We start from the raw sequence: 17220 nt of genomic DNA on the forward strand, positions 1-17220 counted from the left end.
GAACGTGGCACTGCTCCTCCACCGCCTCGGACGCTTCGCGTACCGGCGCGCCTGGCTCGTCGTCGTCGCCTGGATCATCGCGCTCGCCGCGCTCGTGGGCGGCGGCCTCGGACTCGGCGGCCAACTCCAGGAGTCGTACGCGATCCCGGGCACCGAGTCCCAGGACGCGATCGACCAGCTCGCGGCGGTCTTCCCGCAGACCGCGGGGGCATCGGCCAAGGCGGTCGTCGAGGCGCCCGACGGGGCCTCGGTCGAGCAGCGGGAGTACCGCGACGCGATCGCCGGGATGGAACGCGAGCTCGAGGGCATCGACGGCGTCGCGAGCGTGCTCGGCCCCTTCGACGAGTACGCCGGCGACCAGGTGTCCGGCGACGAGCGCACGGCGTACATCCAGGTCCAGTTCGACGGGCAGGTGACGGATGTCACCGACGAGTCGATCGAGGCCGTCGTCGCGACGGGCGACATCGGGGCAGACGCCGGCCTCCGCGTCGCGTTCGGCGGCGAGGTGTTCCAGGAGACCTCCTTCGGCCTCACGATCACCGAGGTGTTCGGCGTGCTCTTCGCCGGCGTCGTGCTGCTCATCACGTTCGGCTCGCTGCTCGCGGCGGGCATGCCGCTGCTGACCGCCATCGTCGGCGTCGGCGCCACCTTCGGCGGCATCTCGCTCGTCGCCGCCTTCGCGACGGTCTCGAGCACCGCGCCGATGCTGGCCGTCATGATCGGCCTGGCCGTCGGCATCGACTACGCGCTGTTCATCCTGTCGCGCCATCGGACGCAGCTCGCGCGCGGCATGGACCCGGAGGAGAGCGCGGCCGAGGCCGTCGCCACGGCGGGCGGCGCCGTCGTCTTCGCCGGGCTCACGGTCATCATCGCGCTGCTCGGCCTGCTCGTCGTCGGCATCCCCTTCCTCAGCGTCATGGGCGTGGGGGCGGCGTTCGCGGTGCTCATCGCCGTGATCGGCGCCGCCACCCTGCTGCCGGCACTCCTCGGGCTGGCGAAGGGCCGCCTGGCTCCGAAGCCCGGCAGCCGCGCCCACCGTCGCGCCGTCGCGGCCGACGAGGGCGGGAAGCCGACGCTCGGCCGTCGCTGGGTGGACACCGTGCTGAAGGCCCCCGTGGTCTTCGTGCTGCTCGTGGTCGGCCTGCTCGGCGCCGCCGCGATCCCCGCGGCGAGCCTCGACCTCAACCTCCCCGGGGGCGAGGGCGAAGCCGGGTCGAGCCAGCGCGAGGCCTTCGAGATGATCGAGGCCGGCTTCGGGCCCGGCTACAACGGGCCGCTGATCGTGACCGTCGACATCACGCAGACGACCGACATCTTCGAGGACCTCGACGCGATCGGCGAGCGCCTGGCCGAGGTCGACGGCGTGGCGTACGTGGGCGAGGGCCTGCCGAACGAGACGGTCGACACCGCGATCATCCAGGTGATCCCGGAGAGCGGCCCCACCGACCCCGACACCAAGCAGGTCGTGCAGGACCTCCGCGCCCTCGAGCCCGAGATCGCCGACGACTTCGGCACGCCGATCGCCGTGACGGGCTACACCGCCGTCTCGATCGACATCTCGCAGCGGCTGAACGACGCCCTCATCCCGTTCGCCCTCATCGTGGTCGGGCTCTCCATCGTGCTGCTGCTGATCGTGTTCCGGTCGCTGTTCGTCCCGGTGAAGGCCGCGCTCGGCTTCCTGCTGTCCGCGTTCGGCGCGATCGGCCTCACGGTCGCGGTGTTCCAGTGGGGATGGCTCGCCGACCTGCTGCACGTCGAGCCCGGCCCGATCCTCAGCTTCCTCCCGATCCTGCTCATGGCGGTCCTGTTCGGGCTCGCGATGGACTACGAGGTCTTCCTCGTCTCGGGCATGCGCGAGGAGTTCGTGAAGACCGGCGAGCCGCGCACGGCGATCATGCACGGCTTCCAGCACGCCGCACGCGTGGTCACGGCCGCGGCGCTCATCATGTTCTTCGTCTTCTTCGCCTTCGTGCCCGAGGGCACGGGCGTGATCAAGGGCATCGCGTTCGCCCTCGCCTTCGGCGTCGCGTTCGACGCGTTCCTCGTGCGCATGACGTTCGTGCCCGCCGCCATGGCGCTCGCCGGGCGCCACGCGTGGTGGCTGCCGAGGTGGCTCGCGCGGGTGCTGCCGGACGTGGACATCGAGGGCGAGGGCCTGCGCGCCCACCTCGCCGAGTCCGAATGGGCCGCCGGGCGCGGGGCCGACGTGCTCGCCGACGGGCTCCTGGTCGGCGACCCGGCCGCGCCCATCGGCCCGATCTCGCTCGACGTGCCGCGCGGCGGTGCGCTGGTCGTGCGCGGCGGACCTGCCGAGCGCCGCCTCGTCGCGGCGACCCTCGCGGGCCGCCTGCTCCCCGCCGGCGGGCGCCTCGCCGTGCTCGGGCTGCCGCTCCCGACCGATGCGAACGCCGTCATGCGCCGCGTCGCGATCGCCGACGCGTCGACGGATGCCGCGACCGCGCCGACCGCGGGCGACCTGATCGCCCGCCGGGTCGACGCGACCCGCCCGTGGTACCGCCTCGGTTCCACCCGCCACGAGGTCGACGACGCGCTCGACGACGTGGCCGCCGCCCGGACGATGGCCGACGCCGGCGCCGGCCCGGATGCGGGGCCGTTCACCGGCTCCATCCCGTGGCCCGCCGCGGCGATCGAGCCGGCCGCACCGCTGGCCGAGCTCGACCCGCTCGAGCGGCTGCTCGTCGCGGCCGCCGCCGCGCTCGCCGAGCGACCGCGCGCCCTGGTGGTCGACCTCGACGCATCCGATCAACGCACCTGGCGGGCGCTGGCGCAGCTCGTCCCCGACGGCGTCGCGCTGGTCGCGACCGTCCCGACCGACGCCGACCCGGCTCCCGCCCGCGCGCACTTCGCCGCGCGGGGTATCCGAGAACTCGACCTCGCCGCCCGCCCCGAGGAGGCCCTGCGATGACCCGACCCGACTCCGCCGCCGCCCTCGGCGGTGCCTCTCCCGCGCAGCGCCGAGGCCGCCGCGCTGCGCTGCTCGCCGCCGTGGTCGCCGTGCCCCTCGCCGTGGCCGGTCTCGTGGCCGCCGCGGTCGGCGGCGCCGACGACCGCCTCGACGCCGTGCCGGCCATCGTCGTGAACAACGACGAGATGGTCACGCTCACGCTGCCCGACGGGGGCGAGCAGCCCGTGCTCGCGGGCCGCCAGCTCGTCACCGAGCTGACCGGCGACGGCGAGACCGGCTTCGACTGGACCATCTCGAACGACGAGCAGGCCGCCGAGGCGTTGGCTTCGGGGGACGCGTACGCCGTGCTCACCATCCCGTCGGACTTCTCCCAGTCGGTGACCTCGCTCTCGGGCCAGTCGCCGACGACCGCGGCCCTCGACATCCGGACCGACGACGCCCACGGCTACCTCGCCGGGACCGTGGCCGCGACGGTGGGCGACGCGATCGCGACCACCTTCGGCCAGGAGCTCACCACCCAGTACCTCGAGGGCCTCTACGGCAACCTCATCCAGGTCGGCGGGGCGTTCGGCGAGGCGGCCGACGGGGCGGGGCGGCTCGCCGACGGCGCCGACGCGCTCGCCGGCGGGCTCGACCAGCTCGCGTCGGGCCTGGGAACCGCGGCCGACGGGTCCTCGGATGCCGCGGCCGGCGCCTCGGCGTTCGCATCGGGGGTCGACCAGTACACTTCGGGCGTCGAACAGCTGGCCGGCGGCGTGTCGACGCTCGACGGGCAGGCCGCGTCGCTGGACGGCATCACCTCGGGCGTCGCGCAGTACGTGGCCGGGGTGGGCGCCGCGGGAGCGGGCATCGACGACGGGATCGCGCAGTACGTCGCCGGCGTGGGCGCCGCGGGCGACGGCGTCGACCAGGGGATCGCCGGCTACGTCGGCGGGGTCGACCAGACGGGCCAGGGCCTGACGTCGGGCACCGCGCAGTACGTCGCGGGGATCGCGCAGCTGGCCGACGGCGGCGATGCGCTGGCCGCGTCGATCGCCGACCCGGCCACCCGCGCGGCGGTCGAGGCGTACGTCGCGCAGGTGCGCGCCGCGGCCGACGGCGGCGACGACCTCGTCGCCCAGACCGGCGGGGCGTTCGACCAGCTCGTCGCCGGCGGCGGGGTCCTGCGGACCGAGGTCGCGAGCGGCTTCGAACAGCTCGAGGCCGGGGGAGCGGCGCTGCGGAGCGGCACCGCGACCGGATTCGACGAGCTCGCGGCCGGTGGCGCGCAGCTGGTCGCCGGCACCGGGTCGGGCGTCGACGGGCTCCAGTCCGGCATCTCGCAGCTCGCCGCCGGAGCGGGCCAGGCGGCGGCCGGATCGCCCGCGATCCGGGACGGGGCCGCGGGCCTGGCGACCGGGGTCGACGGGATCTCCAGCGGGCTCACCCGGCTCGAGTCCGGCGCCGCGTCGTCGGCGACCGGGGCGGCGGAGCTCGCCGACGGCACGGGTGAGCTCGCCGACGGACTGGCCGAGGGCGCCGAGGGCTCGTCCGCGCTGACCGACCTCGACCCGGAGGAGACGGCGTCGGTCGTCGCCGACCCGGTGACGATGGCGTCGGCACGGGACAACCCCATCGACTCGCTCGGGCAGCTCATCGCGATGCTGCTCGCGCCGATCGGGCTCTGGCTCGGGGCGATGGCCCTCTTCCTCGTGTTCCGGCCGTTCGGCCGGGAGGCGCTCGCGAGCACCGCGTCGACGGGGACCCTCGTCGCCCGCACGCTGTTCCGGGGATCGCTGGTCGGGCTCGCCCAGGCGGCCCTCGTCGTCCTGCTCATGCACACCGCGCTCGGGGTCGACTGGTCGCTGCTGCCGCAGACGCTCGCGTTCTCCGCACTGCTCGCCGTGGCGTTCACCGCGATCCACGCCTTCCTCGGCGCCTGGCTCGGCCGGGCGGGCACCATCGTCTCGCTCGTGCTCGTCGTCGTGCAGCTCGCGGCGTCCGGCGGGCTCTACCCGCTCGAGGTGGTGAGCGGTCCGTTCCAGGCCGTCAGCCCGTTCCTCCCGCTCACCTGGGCGGTGCAGGGCATGCAGCTCATCGTGAGCGGCGCGGGCGGCGGCGAGGTCGCCGGCGCGGCCGCGGCGGTGGCGCTGTTCGGGCTGCTGGGCGCGGTCGGCACGGCGGCGGTCATCGCCCGCCGACGCGGCATCCGGGCCGTCGGGCCGGCGATGGCCGTGCCCGCCTGACGCGGGTCCGCCCGCGTCAGCCGCGGTGCGGGAGGAACGCGTCGATCGCGTGCCGCATCCGGGCCAGCGGCGACTCGGGCGCCTGCGGCTCGGGAGCCGGGGCGACCGCGGTGTGCTCGCGCGCGAAGGCCACGGTCTCGCGGAGCAGGTCGAGGCGCTCCTCCTCGGACTTGGCCTTGCGCGTGTTGATCTCCGCGACGACCGAGCCGTTCCACCCGCGGTCGGCGAGCCAGCGCAGGGTCTCGGCGACCGGCTGGGTGCCGCGGCCGGGCAGCAGGTGCTCGTCGAAGATCTGCCCCTCGCCGATCGCCCCCGTGCCGTCGCAGAGGTGCACGTGACGCAGGCGGTCGCCCAGGTCCTTCGCGTACTCGAGGCTGTCGACGCCCGAGAGCGACGCGTGCGAGAAATCGAGGGTGACCGCGTCGCAGTCCATCTCGCGCGGGTCCCAGCCCGGAGCGTAGGCCTTCATGTTCCGCCCGGCGGCGCGCCACGGGAACATGTTCTCGACCGCGATCTCGACGCCGTGCGCGCCGGAGAACTCGCGGACCGCGGGGAGGAACTCCTTCGCGTACGTCGACTGCCATCGGAACGGCGGGTGCACGACGACGGCCTCCGCGCCGACGGCGGCGGCGAGCTCGGCCGTGCGGTCGAGCTTCACCCGCGGGTCGCGACCCCATACGAAGTGGGTGAGCAGCAGCACCGGCGCGTGGATCGAGAGGATCGGAAGCTCCCACCGCTCGGCCATCTCGACGAGGCCGTCGGCGACCTGCGTGGTGAGCTCCTGGGTCACCATGATCTCGACGCCGTCGAACCCGGCCTCCTTCGCGTAACGGAAGGCGTGCTCGGGTTCGAGAGGGTACACACAGGTGGTGCTCATACCGATGCGGATCATGAGGATGGAAGTCTAGACCCGGTGTCTGGACGCCGGGTGAGGACTTCCGGCCCCTGTTAGCCTGAACGACGATCCGTCCGAGGAGGACCCGACGCCGTGAAGCCCGAATCCGAGACCGACGACCTGTACCGCGACGCCGCCTACGACATGGTGGTGGTGTCGAACCGGCTGCCCGTCGACTACGTCGGCGGCGAGGGAGCCGACACGAAGTGGAAGGGCTCGCCGGGCGGACTCGTCACGGCGCTCGAGCCCGTCATGCGGGCCAACGAGGGGGCGTGGGTCGGCTGGGCGGGGGTCGCGGACCGCGAGTTCGACCCGTTCGAGCACGACGGCATCTCGATCGTCCCGGTGCCGCTGTCGGCCGACGAGGTGGAGGAGTACTACGAGGGCTTCAGCAACGACACGCTGTGGCCGCTCTATCACGACGTCATCGCGCCGCCGCGCTTCCACCGCGAGTGGTGGGATGCGTACGTCCGGGTGAACCGGCGCTTCGCCGAGGCCGCGGCGCGCGCGGCGGCCGAGGGCGCCGTCGTGTGGGTGCAGGACTACCAGCTGCAGCTCGTGCCGCGGATGCTCCGCGAGTCGCGCCCCGACCTGGTCATCGGGTTCTTCAACCACATCCCGTTCCCCGCCTACGGCATCTACTCGCAGCTGCCGTGGCGGCGACAGGTCGTGGACGGGCTCCTGGGGGCCGACGTCATCGGCTTCCAGCGGGCGGCCGACGCCGGCAACTTCTCGCGGGCGGTCCGCCGGCTCTTCGGCCACCGCACCCGCGGCAGCGTGATCGAGGTGCCCGAGCACGACGGCGAGACCCGGCACGTGGTCGCGCGCCACTTCCCGATCTCGATCGACGCCTCCGCCTTCGAGCAGCTCGCGCGCAAGCCCGAGGTGCAGGAACGTGCCCGTGCGATCCGGCGGAGCCTCGGCGACCCCGACGTGGTCATGCTGGGCGTCGACCGCCTCGACTACACCAAGGGCATCCGGCACCGCATCAAGGCGTTCGGGGAACTGCTGCGCGACGATCGGCTCACGGTCGAGCAGGCGACGCTCGTCCAGGTCGCGAGCCCGTCGCGCGAGCGGGTCGACACGTACCGGCAGCTGCGCGACGAGATCGAGCTGCTCGTCGGCCGCCTGAACGGCGACCACTCCACGCTGGGCCATCCGGCGATCACGTACCTGCACCACGGCTACCCGCGCGAGGAGATGGCGGCCCTCTACCTCGCCGCCGACGTCATGCTCGTCACCGCGCTGCGCGACGGCATGAACCTCGTCGCCAAGGAGTACGTCGCCTCCCGGTTCGACGACGACGGCGTGCTCCTGCTCAGCGAGTTCACCGGGGCCTCCGACGAGCTTCGACAGGCGATCCTCGTCAACCCTCACGACATCGAGGGGCTCAAAGACGCCATGGTGGAGGCGACGCAGATGCCCACCCGCGAGCGGGCGCGCCGCATGCGGGCGCTCCGCAAGCGCGTGAAGGACAACGACGTGGCGAACTGGTCGGCCACGTTCCTCGAGACCCTGACGGGCGTGGGGAAGATCGAGCAGGGGGTGCCCGAGGGGCTGCGCGCCGCGATCGCCCGCATCGCCGAGGCGCCGCGACTGCTCGTCGCGCTCGACTTCGACGGCACGCTCGCGCCGCTCGTCGACCGTCCCGAGGACGCCCGCGCGACCGAGCGCGCCCGCGCGGCGATCGAGCGGATGTCGGAGGACGACGACACGCGCGTCGCCCTGGTGTCGGGCCGCGCGCTCGACAGCCTCAAGGACGTCGCCTCGCCGCCGGTCGCGGCCCTGCTGAGCGGCTCGCACGGCGTGGAGCTGCAGCTCGACGGCGGCGGCGTGACCATCGACCTGCGCGAGAACGAGCTCACCAGGCTCGAGCAGCTCATCGAGATCGTCGAGCAGGCGGCCTCCTCCGCCGACGGCGCCTGGGTCGAACACAAGCCCGCCGGCATCGCGCTGCACACCCGCAAGCTCGGTGCGAGCGCCGGTGCCGCCCTGCAGCGCGAGGCTCGGGAACGCGTCGAGCAGGCCCTTCCGGGCCTCAGCACGCGCACGGGCAAGAACGTGCTCGAGTTCGCCGTGCGCGCCAGCGACAAGGGCGAGGCGCTGACGCGGCTGCGCCAGCACGCGGGCGCCGACGCGGTCCTCTACGTCGGCGACGACGTCACCGACGAGGACGCGTTCGCGACGCTCGAGACCGACGACATCGGCGTGAAGGTCGGCCAGGGCAAGTCCCTCGCCGCCTACCGCCTGCGCGGGCCGGACGACGTGGCCGAACTGCTCGAGGTCCTCGCCGACGCCCGCGAATCGGCCCGCTGAGCGCCGGCGCACGGCATCCGGCACCGCCTTCGACACGACGGCGAACGGATGCCGCGGCGCCCGCCGCCGGCGCGGCGCAACGCATATGCACGTCGCCGTAGACTCGATCCATGTCGGAGATCGATCGCAAGCCCCGCAGTCGCGTCGTCACGGACGGCATCGAAGCCACCACGAGTCGGGGCATGCTCCGCGCCGTCGGCATGGGCGACGCCGACTGGGACAAGCCCCAGGTGGGCATCGCCAGCTCGTGGAACGAGATCACGCCCTGCAACCTCTCGCTCGCCCGGCTCGCCCAGGCGGCGAAGGAGGGCGTGCACGCCGGCGGCGGCTATCCGCTGCAGTTCGGCACCGTCTCGGTCTCGGACGGCATCTCCATGGGCCACGAGGGCATGCACTTCTCGCTGGTCTCCCGTGAGGTCATCGCGGACTCGGTCGAGGTCGTCATGCAGGCCGAGCGGCTCGACGGCTCCGTCCTGCTCGCCGGGTGCGACAAGTCGATCCCGGGCATGCTCATGGCCGCCGCGCGGCTCGACCTCGCCTCGGTCTTCCTCTACGCCGGGTCGATCGCCCCCGGGTGGGTGCGCCTGTCGGACGGCACGGAGAAGGACATCACGATCATCGACTCGTTCGAGGCGGTGGGCGCGGTGAAGGCCGGCCGCATGAGCGAGGAGGACGCCAAGCGCATCGAGTGCGCGTTCGCGCCGGGCGAGGGTGCCTGCGGCGGCATGTACACGGCGAACACCATGGCCTCCGTCGCCGAGGCGCTCGGGCTCTCGCTGCCCGGCTCGGCGTCGCCCGCCTCGGCCGACCGCCGGCGCGACGCCTACGCGCACCGCTCCGGGGAGGCGGTCGTCAACCTGCTCGAGCGGGGCATCACGGCACGGCAGATCCTCACCAAGAAGGCGTTCGAGAACGCCATCGCCGTGGGCATGGCGCTCGGCGGCTCGACGAACATCGTCCTGCACCTGCTCGCGATCGCCCGCGAGGCCGAGGTCGAGCTCACCCTGGACGACTTCAACCGGATCGGATCGAAGGTGCCGCACATCGGCGACCTCAAGCCGTTCGGCAAGTACGTCATGAACGACGTCGACCGCCGCGGCGGGCTCCCCGTCCTGATGAAGGCGCTCGTCGACGCCGGCCTCATGCACGGCGACGCGCTCACCGTCACCGGGAAGACGCTCGCCGAGAACCTCGCCGAGATGGACATCCCGGCGCTCGACGGCGAGGTGCTGCGCACGCTCGACGACCCGATCCACGAGACCGGCGGCCTCACGATCCTGCACGGGTCGCTCGCGCCGCAGGGCGCCGTCGTGAAGACCGCTGGATTCGACGCCGCGACGTTCGAGGGTCCCGCACGGGTGTTCGAGCGCGAGCGCGCCGCGATGGACGCCCTGACCGCCGGCGACATCAACGCCGGCGACGTCGTCGTCATCCGCTACGAGGGGCCGAAGGGCGGTCCCGGCATGCGCGAGATGCTCGCCATCACCGCCGCCATCAAGGGCGCAGGGCTCGGAAAAGATGTACTACTCTTGACGGACGGACGATTCTCAGGCGGCACAACCGGCCTGTGCATCGGCCACATAGCACCCGAGGCGGTCGACGCAGGTCCGATCGCGCTGGTGCGCGATGGTGATCTGATTCGGGTCGATATCGCGGCTCGTTCCATCGACCTACTGGTCGACGGGACCGAGCTGGCAGCCCGCCGCGACGGCTGGGCGCCGCTTCCCCCGCGCTACACCCGAGGCGTCCTCGCGAAGTACTCCAAGCTCGTGCGCTCCGCAGCCGAAGGCGCGACCACGGGCTGAGGCCCTCGCCTGTCCCGAACACCATCGCACCATGAACAGGAAACGAATGACCACGGAAGCCAGTCCCGTGCCTTCGCCCGCCAGCCTGTCGCAGACGCAGGCCCCCGGCGGCCAGGAGATGCTCACCGGAGCCGAGGCGGTCGTCCGCTCGCTCGAGCTGCTCGGCATCACCGACGTCTTCGGCCTGCCCGGCGGCGCCATCCTGCCCGTCTACGACCCCCTGCTCGACAGCCGCAAGCTGCGCCACATCCTCGTCCGCCACGAGCAGGGCGCCGGTCACGCGGCCGAGGGCTACGCGTCCTCGTCGGGCAGGCTCGGCGTCGCGATCGCCACGTCGGGCCCGGGCGCGACCAACCTCGTCACGGCGATCGCCGACGCCCACATGGACTCGGTGCCCTTCCTCGCGATCACCGGCCAGGTGTTCTCGAACCTCATGGGCACCGACGCCTTCCAGGAGGCCGACATCGTCGGCATCACGATGCCGATCACGAAGCACTCGTTCCTCGTGAAGACCGCCGAGGAGATCCCGGCGACCATCGCCGCCGCGGTCCACATCGCCACCACGGGCCGGCCCGGCCCGGTCCTCGTCGACATCACGAAGGACGCGCAGCAGGCGACGTTCTCCTTCCAGTGGCCGCCGAAGATGGACCTGCCCGGCTACCGCCCCATCACCAAGGCGCACGGCAAGCAGGTGCTCGCCGCGGCGCAGATGATCGCCGAGGCCAAGCGGCCCGTGCTCTACGTGGGCGGCGGGATCATCCGCGCCGGTGCGGCGCAGGAGCTCGAGGCCTTCGCCGACGCCACCGGCGCGCCCGTGGTCACGACGCTCATGGCGCGCGGCGCGTTCCCCGACTCCCATCCGCAGCACCTCGGCATGCCGGGCATGCACGGCACGGTCCCGGCCGTGCTCGCCCTGCAGGAGTCCGACCTGCTGGTCGTGCTCGGCGCCCGGTTCGACGACCGCGTCACCGGCAAGGCGGCGCTGTTCGCTCCCGAGGCGAAGGTCGTGCACGTCGACATCGACCCGGCCGAGATCGGCAAGATCCGCGCCGCCGACGTGCCGATCGTGGGCGACGCGAAGGACGTGCTCGTCGACCTCCTCGCGGCGTACCGCGAGGTGGCCAAGCAGACCACGCCCGACATCGCCGACTGGTGGTCGACCCTCGACGGCCTGCGCTCGGAGTTCCCGCTCGGCTACTCGCCGACCTCCGACGGCCTCCTCGCCCCGCAGTACGTGATCCAGCGGATCGGCGAGCTGACCGGCCCCGAGGGCGTGTACGCCGCCGGCGTCGGCCAGCACCAGATGTGGGCGGCGCAGTTCATCAAGTACGAGCGACCCAACGCCTGGCTGAACTCCGGCGGCGCCGGCACCATGGGGTACGCGGTTCCGGCGGCCATGGGCGCGAAGGTGGCCGAGCCGCACCGCACCGTCTGGGCGATCGACGGCGACGGCTGCTTCCAGATGACCAACCAGGAGCTCGCGACCTGCACCCTGAACGACATCCCGATCAAGGTCGCGGTCATCAACAACTCCTCGCTCGGCATGGTCCGGCAGTGGCAGACCCTCTTCTACGACGGCCGGTACTCGAACACCGACCTGAACACCGGCCACGACACCGTGCGCGTGCCCGACTTCGTGAAGATGGCGGAGGCCTACGGCGCGCTCGGCATCCGGGTGACGAAGGAGGAGGAGGTCGACGACGCCATCAAGCTCGCGCTCGAGACCAACGACCGACCGGTCGTGATCGACTTCGTCGTCTCCGCCGACGCCATGGTGTGGCCGATGGTGCCGCAGGGCGTCTCCAACTCCTACATCCAGTACGCCCGCGACCACTCGCCGGCCTTCAGCCAGGAGGACTGAACATGTCGACCCACGTGCTCTCCCTCCTCGTCGAGGACAAGCCCGGCCTGCTGACCCGCGTCGCGGGGCTCTTCTCGCGTCGCGGCTTCAACATCGAGTCGCTCGCGGTGGGCCACTCCGAGATCGAGGGGCTCTCGCGCATCACCGTCGTCGTCGACGTGGAGGACCTGCCGCTCGAGCAGGTCACCAAGCAGCTGAACAAGCTCGTCAACGTGCTCAAGATCGTCGAGCTCGATCCCGCCCAGTCCGTCCAACGCGAGCACCTGCTCATCAAGGTGCGCGTCGACAACGCGACCCGCTCGGCCGTGCTCGAGGCGGTGAACCTGTTCCGGGCCCGCGTCGTCGACGTGTCGACCGACGCGCTCGTGATCGAGGTCACCGGCGACTCCGGCAAGACCAACGCCCTGCTCCGCGTGCTCGAGCCCTACGGCATCAAGGAGATCGCCCAGTCGGGGCTGCTCGCCATCGGCCGGGGCGGCAAGTCGATCACCGAACGCGTCTACAAGAACTGACCGGCGGACGCCGCAGCGCGCCGCCGCGGCATCCGCTCACCTGAACCACAACGAGGAGAAAGACCGCACATGGCTGAGATCTACTACGACAAGGACGCCGACCTCTCGCTCATCCAGGGCAGGAAGGTCGCCGTCATCGGCTACGGCTCGCAGGGGCACGCGCACGCGCAGAACCTGCGCGACTCCGGCGTCGACGTCGTCATCGGCCTCAAGGAGGGCTCGAAGTCGACGGCGAAGGCCGAGGAGGCCGGCTTCGAGGTCAAGAGCGTGGCGGATGCCGCGGCCTGGGCCGACGTCGTCGTCATCCTCGCGCCCGACCAGTTCCAGCGCCACATCTACGCCGAGTCCGTGAAGGACAACCTGAAGGCGGGCGACACGCTCGTCTTCGGCCACGGCTTCAACGTGCGCTTCGGCTACATCGAGGCGCCCGAGGGCGTCGACGTGATCCTCGTCGCGCCGAAGGCGCCGGGTCACACCGTGCGCCGCGAGTTCGTCGCCGGCCGCGGCATCCCCGACATCATCGCCGTCGAGCAGGACGCCTCGGGCAGCGCGTGGGAGCTCGCGAAGTCGTACGCCAAGGCCATCGGCGGCACCCGCGCCGGCGTCATCAAGACGACCTTCACGGAGGAGACCGAGACCGACCTGTTCGGCGAGCAGGCCGTGCTCTGCGGCGGCGTCTCGCAGCTCGTGCAGTACGGCTTCGAGACCCTCACCGAGGCCGGCTACCAGCCCGAGATCGCCTACTTCGAGGTGCTCCACGAGCTGAAGCTCATCGTCGACCTCATGTGGGAGGGCGGCATCTCGAAGCAGCGCTGGTCGGTCTCCGACACCGCCGAGTACGGCGACTACGTCTCGGGCCCCCGCGTCATCGACGAGCGCGTCAAGGAGAACATGAAGGCGGTGCTCGCCGACATCCAGGACGGCACCTTCGCCAAGCGCTTCATCGACGACCAGGACAACGGCGCCAAGGAGTTCCTCGAGCTGCGCGAGAAGGGCCAGGGCCACCCGATCGAGACCACGGGTCGCGACCTGCGCAAGCTGTTCGCCTGGACCAAGGTCGACGAGGACGACTACGTCGACGGCGAGGTCGCCCGCTAGGCGTCGTCGACGACGGCCTCGCCGGTTCGCGCACGGTCGCCCCGCCCCGGAGGGTCGGGGCGACCGTCGTCTCGGCGCATGCTCGTCGCGCCGTGAGGCGATCAGGCCGCCGCGCCCCCGGCGAGCCGGGCCAGCCGCTCCCGGCCGGGGCCGACGGACGCCTTCAACCGGGTGATCGCGGCGGCCACGTCGGGGTCGTCGGCTCGATCCGGCGGGATCCGCGACGGGTTGAGCGTCGTCGCGTTCGCGAACTCCCTGAGGTCGGGATGCCGCGACATCGCGCGGGCCGCCTCACCGCCGATGACCTGCATCGTCATCCAGTCGGCGGGCGTGTTCGCGTAGGGCGAGGGACGGCAGGCGTCGTTCTTCACGTCGTCGTCGTCTCGCGTCGCCTCCACGTAGCCGGTGAGCGCCGCCCCGAAGCACGGGAACCCGATCCGCGCCGCGGGGCCGGGGCGGATCGCGTCGGGCTGCCAGATGGGCACGAGCGGCCTCGAACCGAGGCCGGATGCGGCGCAGTGGACGACGATCGCGTTCGGCGGGATCCGGACGTCGCCGTCGTCGAAGCGCAGGCGGCCGGGTGACACGGCGCGCAGGTGACCCCGTCGCACGACATCCGTCACCTGCCGGGCGAGGTCGAGCTCCCAGCGGGCGAGCGTCGGCGTCTTCGCCATCGTCGGCGTGACGGCCGGGTCGATCCGCACCATGATCCCCCGATCCTCGAGCCTGAGGAACAGGTCGTCGGCCGAGCTCGCCGCGGCCGCCGCCTCCATGACGCCGGCGGCCATCCCGGTGAAGACCGCGGGGTCGGGCTGCACGACGGCCCGGTCGAGCATCCACGCGTCGCGCGGCCGGACCCAGCAGATCGCGCCGGGGTCGACGTGGTTCTGCAGCAGCCAGACGCACGCGTCGACCGCGGTCTTGCCCGCCCCGACGACGACGTACCGGTCGGGCGGATCGGTCACCCGGACCAGGTCGTTCACCGGGATGACGGTCGCGCCGCCCTCCGTCGTGAACGGAGGCGGCGTCGTGGCGGGGATGTCGCCGGCGAGGTACGCCGCGTCGACCAGGCGGGCCCGGGGCGCGACGTACTCGACCCCGCTGATGCGGGAGCGGAAGCTGCGCCCGCCCGTGTACTCGCAACCCGGATGGAAGCTCACGCGCCCCGTGCCCATGAGCTGCTCGAGCACCTCGGCGTAGTACGCGCAGATCTCGGCGGCGGTCGCCCGCTCGTGCAGGCCCGTCTCCGGCCCCTCGACCTGGATGCGTCCCCCGCCGAGCAGCGTGGAGGCGACCCCGTAGAACGCCGACGCCTGGTGCAGCCGCACGAACGGGTACGCGTCCAGCCAGTGGCCGCCGGGGGCATGGCGCCGATCCACGATCGCGACGGTCGCGTCGGAGTGGCCGACGAGTGCATCGACGAAGGCCATCCCCATGGCCCCCGCCCCCACGACGAGGTAGTCCGCATCGAGTTCGACCACTGATGCCATGGCGCCATGGCAGCACGGCCCGGCGACGGGCGTCAAGGCACTTCGACCCGCGTCGCGATCCGACGGGTGCGCGAATGAGCACGGGAATTCCGCCTCGTACCCCTTGTCTCGGCGGCACCCGTTGTGGTCACATCTGAGTTCATGACCCGTCATTCCCACCCCCGCCCCGAACCCACCCCGCGCTGGTGCTCCTGCGCCGTCCCCGAGGAGGAGGCGGCGACGCCTGTCGCGACCGGCCTCAGCCGGCGCAACGTGCTCGTCGGTGCATCCGCTGCCAGCGTCCTCGCCGCGGCCGGATGGCCGGCGGCGGCGCACGCGGCCCCGCCGGAGGGCGCCGTGACCATCACGATCATGGGCACGTCCGACCTGCACAGCAACGCCGTCAACTGGGACTACTACAAGGACGCGACGTACAGCGACAGCGCCGGCAACGCCGTCGGCCTCGCCCGCGTGTCGAGCGTCGTGAACCAGATCCGCGCCCAGCGCGGCCGCGACCGGACGCTGCTGTTCGATGCGGGCGACACGATCCAGGGCTCGCCGCTCGGGTTCTACTACGCGCTGGTCGACCCGGTGACGAAGTCGGGCGCCACGCACCCGATCGCGGCGCAGATGAACGCGATCGGCTACGACGCGGTCGCCCTCGGCAACCACGAGTTCAACTACGGCCTCGAGTTCCTCGAGTACTGGATCTCGCAGATGGACGCCGACGTGCTCGCGGCGAACGCCGTGCACGCCGACACGAAGGTGCCCGCCTTCACGCCCTACACGATCAAGACGATCAAGGTGAGCGGCCGGCCGCCCATCCGGGTCGGCGTGCTCGGACTCACCAATCCGGGCGTCGTCATCTGGGACAAGGCCAACGTGAGCGGCCGCATCGAGGTGCAGGGCCTCGTCGAGGCGGCATCCCGCTGGGTGCCGGTCATGAAGGCCGACGGCGCCGACATCGTCGTCGTGAGCGCCCACTCCGGCGACAGCGGGCTCTCGTCGTACGGCGACGAGCTCCCGGTGGAGAACGCCGCCGCGCTCGTCGCCGAGCAGGTGCCGGGCATCGACGCCATCCTCTTCGGCCACGCCCACCGTGACGTCCCGCAGCGGTTCGTCACGAACGCCGAGACCGGGCGCCGGGTGATCCTGAGCGAACCGAAGAACTGGGGGCAGCGCGTCAGCGTCTTCGACCTCACCCTCGAGTTCGCCCGCGGCAAGTGGAGCGTCGCATCGAGTTCGGCGACGACGGTGAACACCAACACGGTCGTCGACGACCCGGCCCTGGTCGGCGTGGTCCGCGCGCAGCACGACGCGGTCGTGCAGTACGTGAACACCCCGGTCGCGACGTCGGTCGTGGCGATGTCGGCGGCGGAGGCGTGCTGGAAGGACACCCCGATCCTCGACTACGTCAACGCGGTGCAGACCGCGACCGTCGCGGCGGCCGTGGCGGGCACCCCCGAGGCGGCGCTGCCGATCGTCTCGATCGCGGCCCCGTTCAACCGGGCGGCCACCTTCCCTGCGGGCGAGGTCACGATCAAGGACGTGGCGGGGCTGTACATCTACGACAACACCCTCCTCGCGTCCGTGCTCACGGGTGCGCAGATCGCCGAGTACCTCGAGTACTCCGTGAAGTACTTCGCGCAGGTGGGGCCGGGAGACCCGGTCTCGCCGACGTCGTGGACCAACGCGGGCGGAACCCCGGACTACAACTTCGACCAGTTCTCGGGCATCGACTACGACATCGACATCTCGAAGCCGGTGGGCTCGCGCATCGCCAACCTCACGTACGGCGGCACCCCGGTCACACCCGACCAGCAGTTCCTCGTCGCCGTCAACAACTACCGCCAGTCGGGCGGTGGCGGGTTCCCCCACATCACGACCGCCCCGGTCGTCTACAACGCGCAGGTCGCGATCCGCGAGGCGATCGTCTCGTACGCGAGCGAGGCCGGCGTGATCGACCCGGCCGACTTCCATGTCGCGAACTGGCGGCTCGTGCGCGACGGCGCTCCGGTGTTCTGATCGCGCGAGCTCTGATCGCGGATGCACGACGGGCCGGTGGCGCGGGGATCATCCCGGCGCCACCGGCCTCCGCATGTCCGGCGGCGGG

General features: G+C 72.2%; 10 protein-coding genes. 8 read left to right on the top strand and 2 right to left on the bottom strand.

Annotated elements, in window-relative coordinates:
• The first annotated feature begins 4 nt into the window (after nucleotides 1-4).
• Nucleotides 5-2926 (top strand): MMPL family transporter, encoded by a 2922-nt coding sequence (locus tag ACUY4T_RS00895; RefSeq protein WP_446017014.1) that lies wholly within the window; start codon nucleotides 5-7, stop codon nucleotides 2924-2926.
• Nucleotides 2923-5151, top strand: a complete 2229-nt coding sequence (locus ACUY4T_RS00900) for a YhgE/Pip family protein (RefSeq protein ID WP_446017015.1) — start codon at nucleotides 2923-2925, stop codon at nucleotides 5149-5151. The genes ACUY4T_RS00895 and ACUY4T_RS00900 overlap by 4 nt, the downstream gene beginning before the upstream one ends.
• A 16-nt stretch (nucleotides 5152-5167) precedes the next feature.
• Here ACUY4T_RS00900 and ACUY4T_RS00905 read toward each other — a convergent pair whose 3' ends face one another.
• A complete protein-coding gene (locus tag ACUY4T_RS00905) occupies nucleotides 5168-6028 on the bottom strand; it encodes a sugar phosphate isomerase/epimerase family protein (protein ID WP_446017016.1) in 861 nt (286 codons plus the stop codon).
• A 162-nt stretch (nucleotides 6029-6190) separates the two neighbouring features.
• Here ACUY4T_RS00905 and ACUY4T_RS00910 point away from each other — a divergent pair, with 162 nt between their 5' ends.
• The 5 genes from ACUY4T_RS00910 (at nucleotide 6191) to ilvC (ending at nucleotide 13638) form a co-directional block, all read left to right on the top strand.
• Nucleotides 6191-8362: a bifunctional alpha,alpha-trehalose-phosphate synthase (UDP-forming)/trehalose-phosphatase gene (locus ACUY4T_RS00910; RefSeq protein WP_446017401.1), complete on the top strand. Its 2172-nt coding sequence runs from the start codon at nucleotides 6191-6193 to the stop codon at nucleotides 8360-8362.
• A gap of 110 nt (nucleotides 8363-8472) precedes the next feature.
• Complete coding sequence (ilvD, locus tag ACUY4T_RS00915) at nucleotides 8473-10167, top strand: dihydroxy-acid dehydratase (RefSeq protein WP_446017017.1); 1695 nt, start codon at nucleotides 8473-8475, stop codon at nucleotides 10165-10167.
• 46 nt (nucleotides 10168-10213) lie between these two features.
• Nucleotides 10214-12028 (top strand): acetolactate synthase large subunit, encoded by a 1815-nt coding sequence (locus ACUY4T_RS00920; RefSeq protein ID WP_446017402.1) that lies wholly within the window; start codon nucleotides 10214-10216, stop codon nucleotides 12026-12028.
• A 2-nt stretch (nucleotides 12029-12030) separates the two neighbouring features.
• Complete coding sequence (gene ilvN / locus ACUY4T_RS00925) at nucleotides 12031-12540, top strand: acetolactate synthase small subunit (protein ID WP_446017018.1); 510 nt, start codon at nucleotides 12031-12033, stop codon at nucleotides 12538-12540.
• Nucleotides 12541-12609: 69 nt separating this feature from the next.
• Entirely contained in the window at nucleotides 12610-13638 is a 1029-nt protein-coding gene (ilvC, locus tag ACUY4T_RS00930) for a ketol-acid reductoisomerase (protein WP_446017019.1), read from the top strand.
• Nucleotides 13639-13739: 101 nt separating this feature from the next.
• On the opposite strand, the gene ACUY4T_RS00935 is transcribed toward ilvC, so the two are convergent.
• The gene (locus tag ACUY4T_RS00935) at nucleotides 13740-15128 is read right to left on the bottom strand and encodes a pyridine nucleotide-disulfide oxidoreductase (protein WP_446017020.1); all 1389 of its coding nucleotides are present in this window, start codon (nucleotides 15126-15128) and stop codon (nucleotides 13740-13742) included.
• A 141-nt stretch (nucleotides 15129-15269) separates the two neighbouring features.
• Between ACUY4T_RS00935 and ACUY4T_RS00940 the strand changes: the two genes are divergently transcribed.
• Nucleotides 15270-17132 carry a 5'-nucleotidase C-terminal domain-containing protein gene (locus ACUY4T_RS00940; RefSeq protein WP_446017021.1) on the top strand — a complete coding sequence of 621 codons (1863 nt, stop codon included), beginning with the start codon at nucleotides 15270-15272 and terminating at the stop codon, nucleotides 17130-17132.
• Nucleotides 17133-17220 lie beyond the last annotated feature (88 nt).

The sequence above is a fragment of the Agromyces arachidis genome (genome assembly GCF_052805135.1).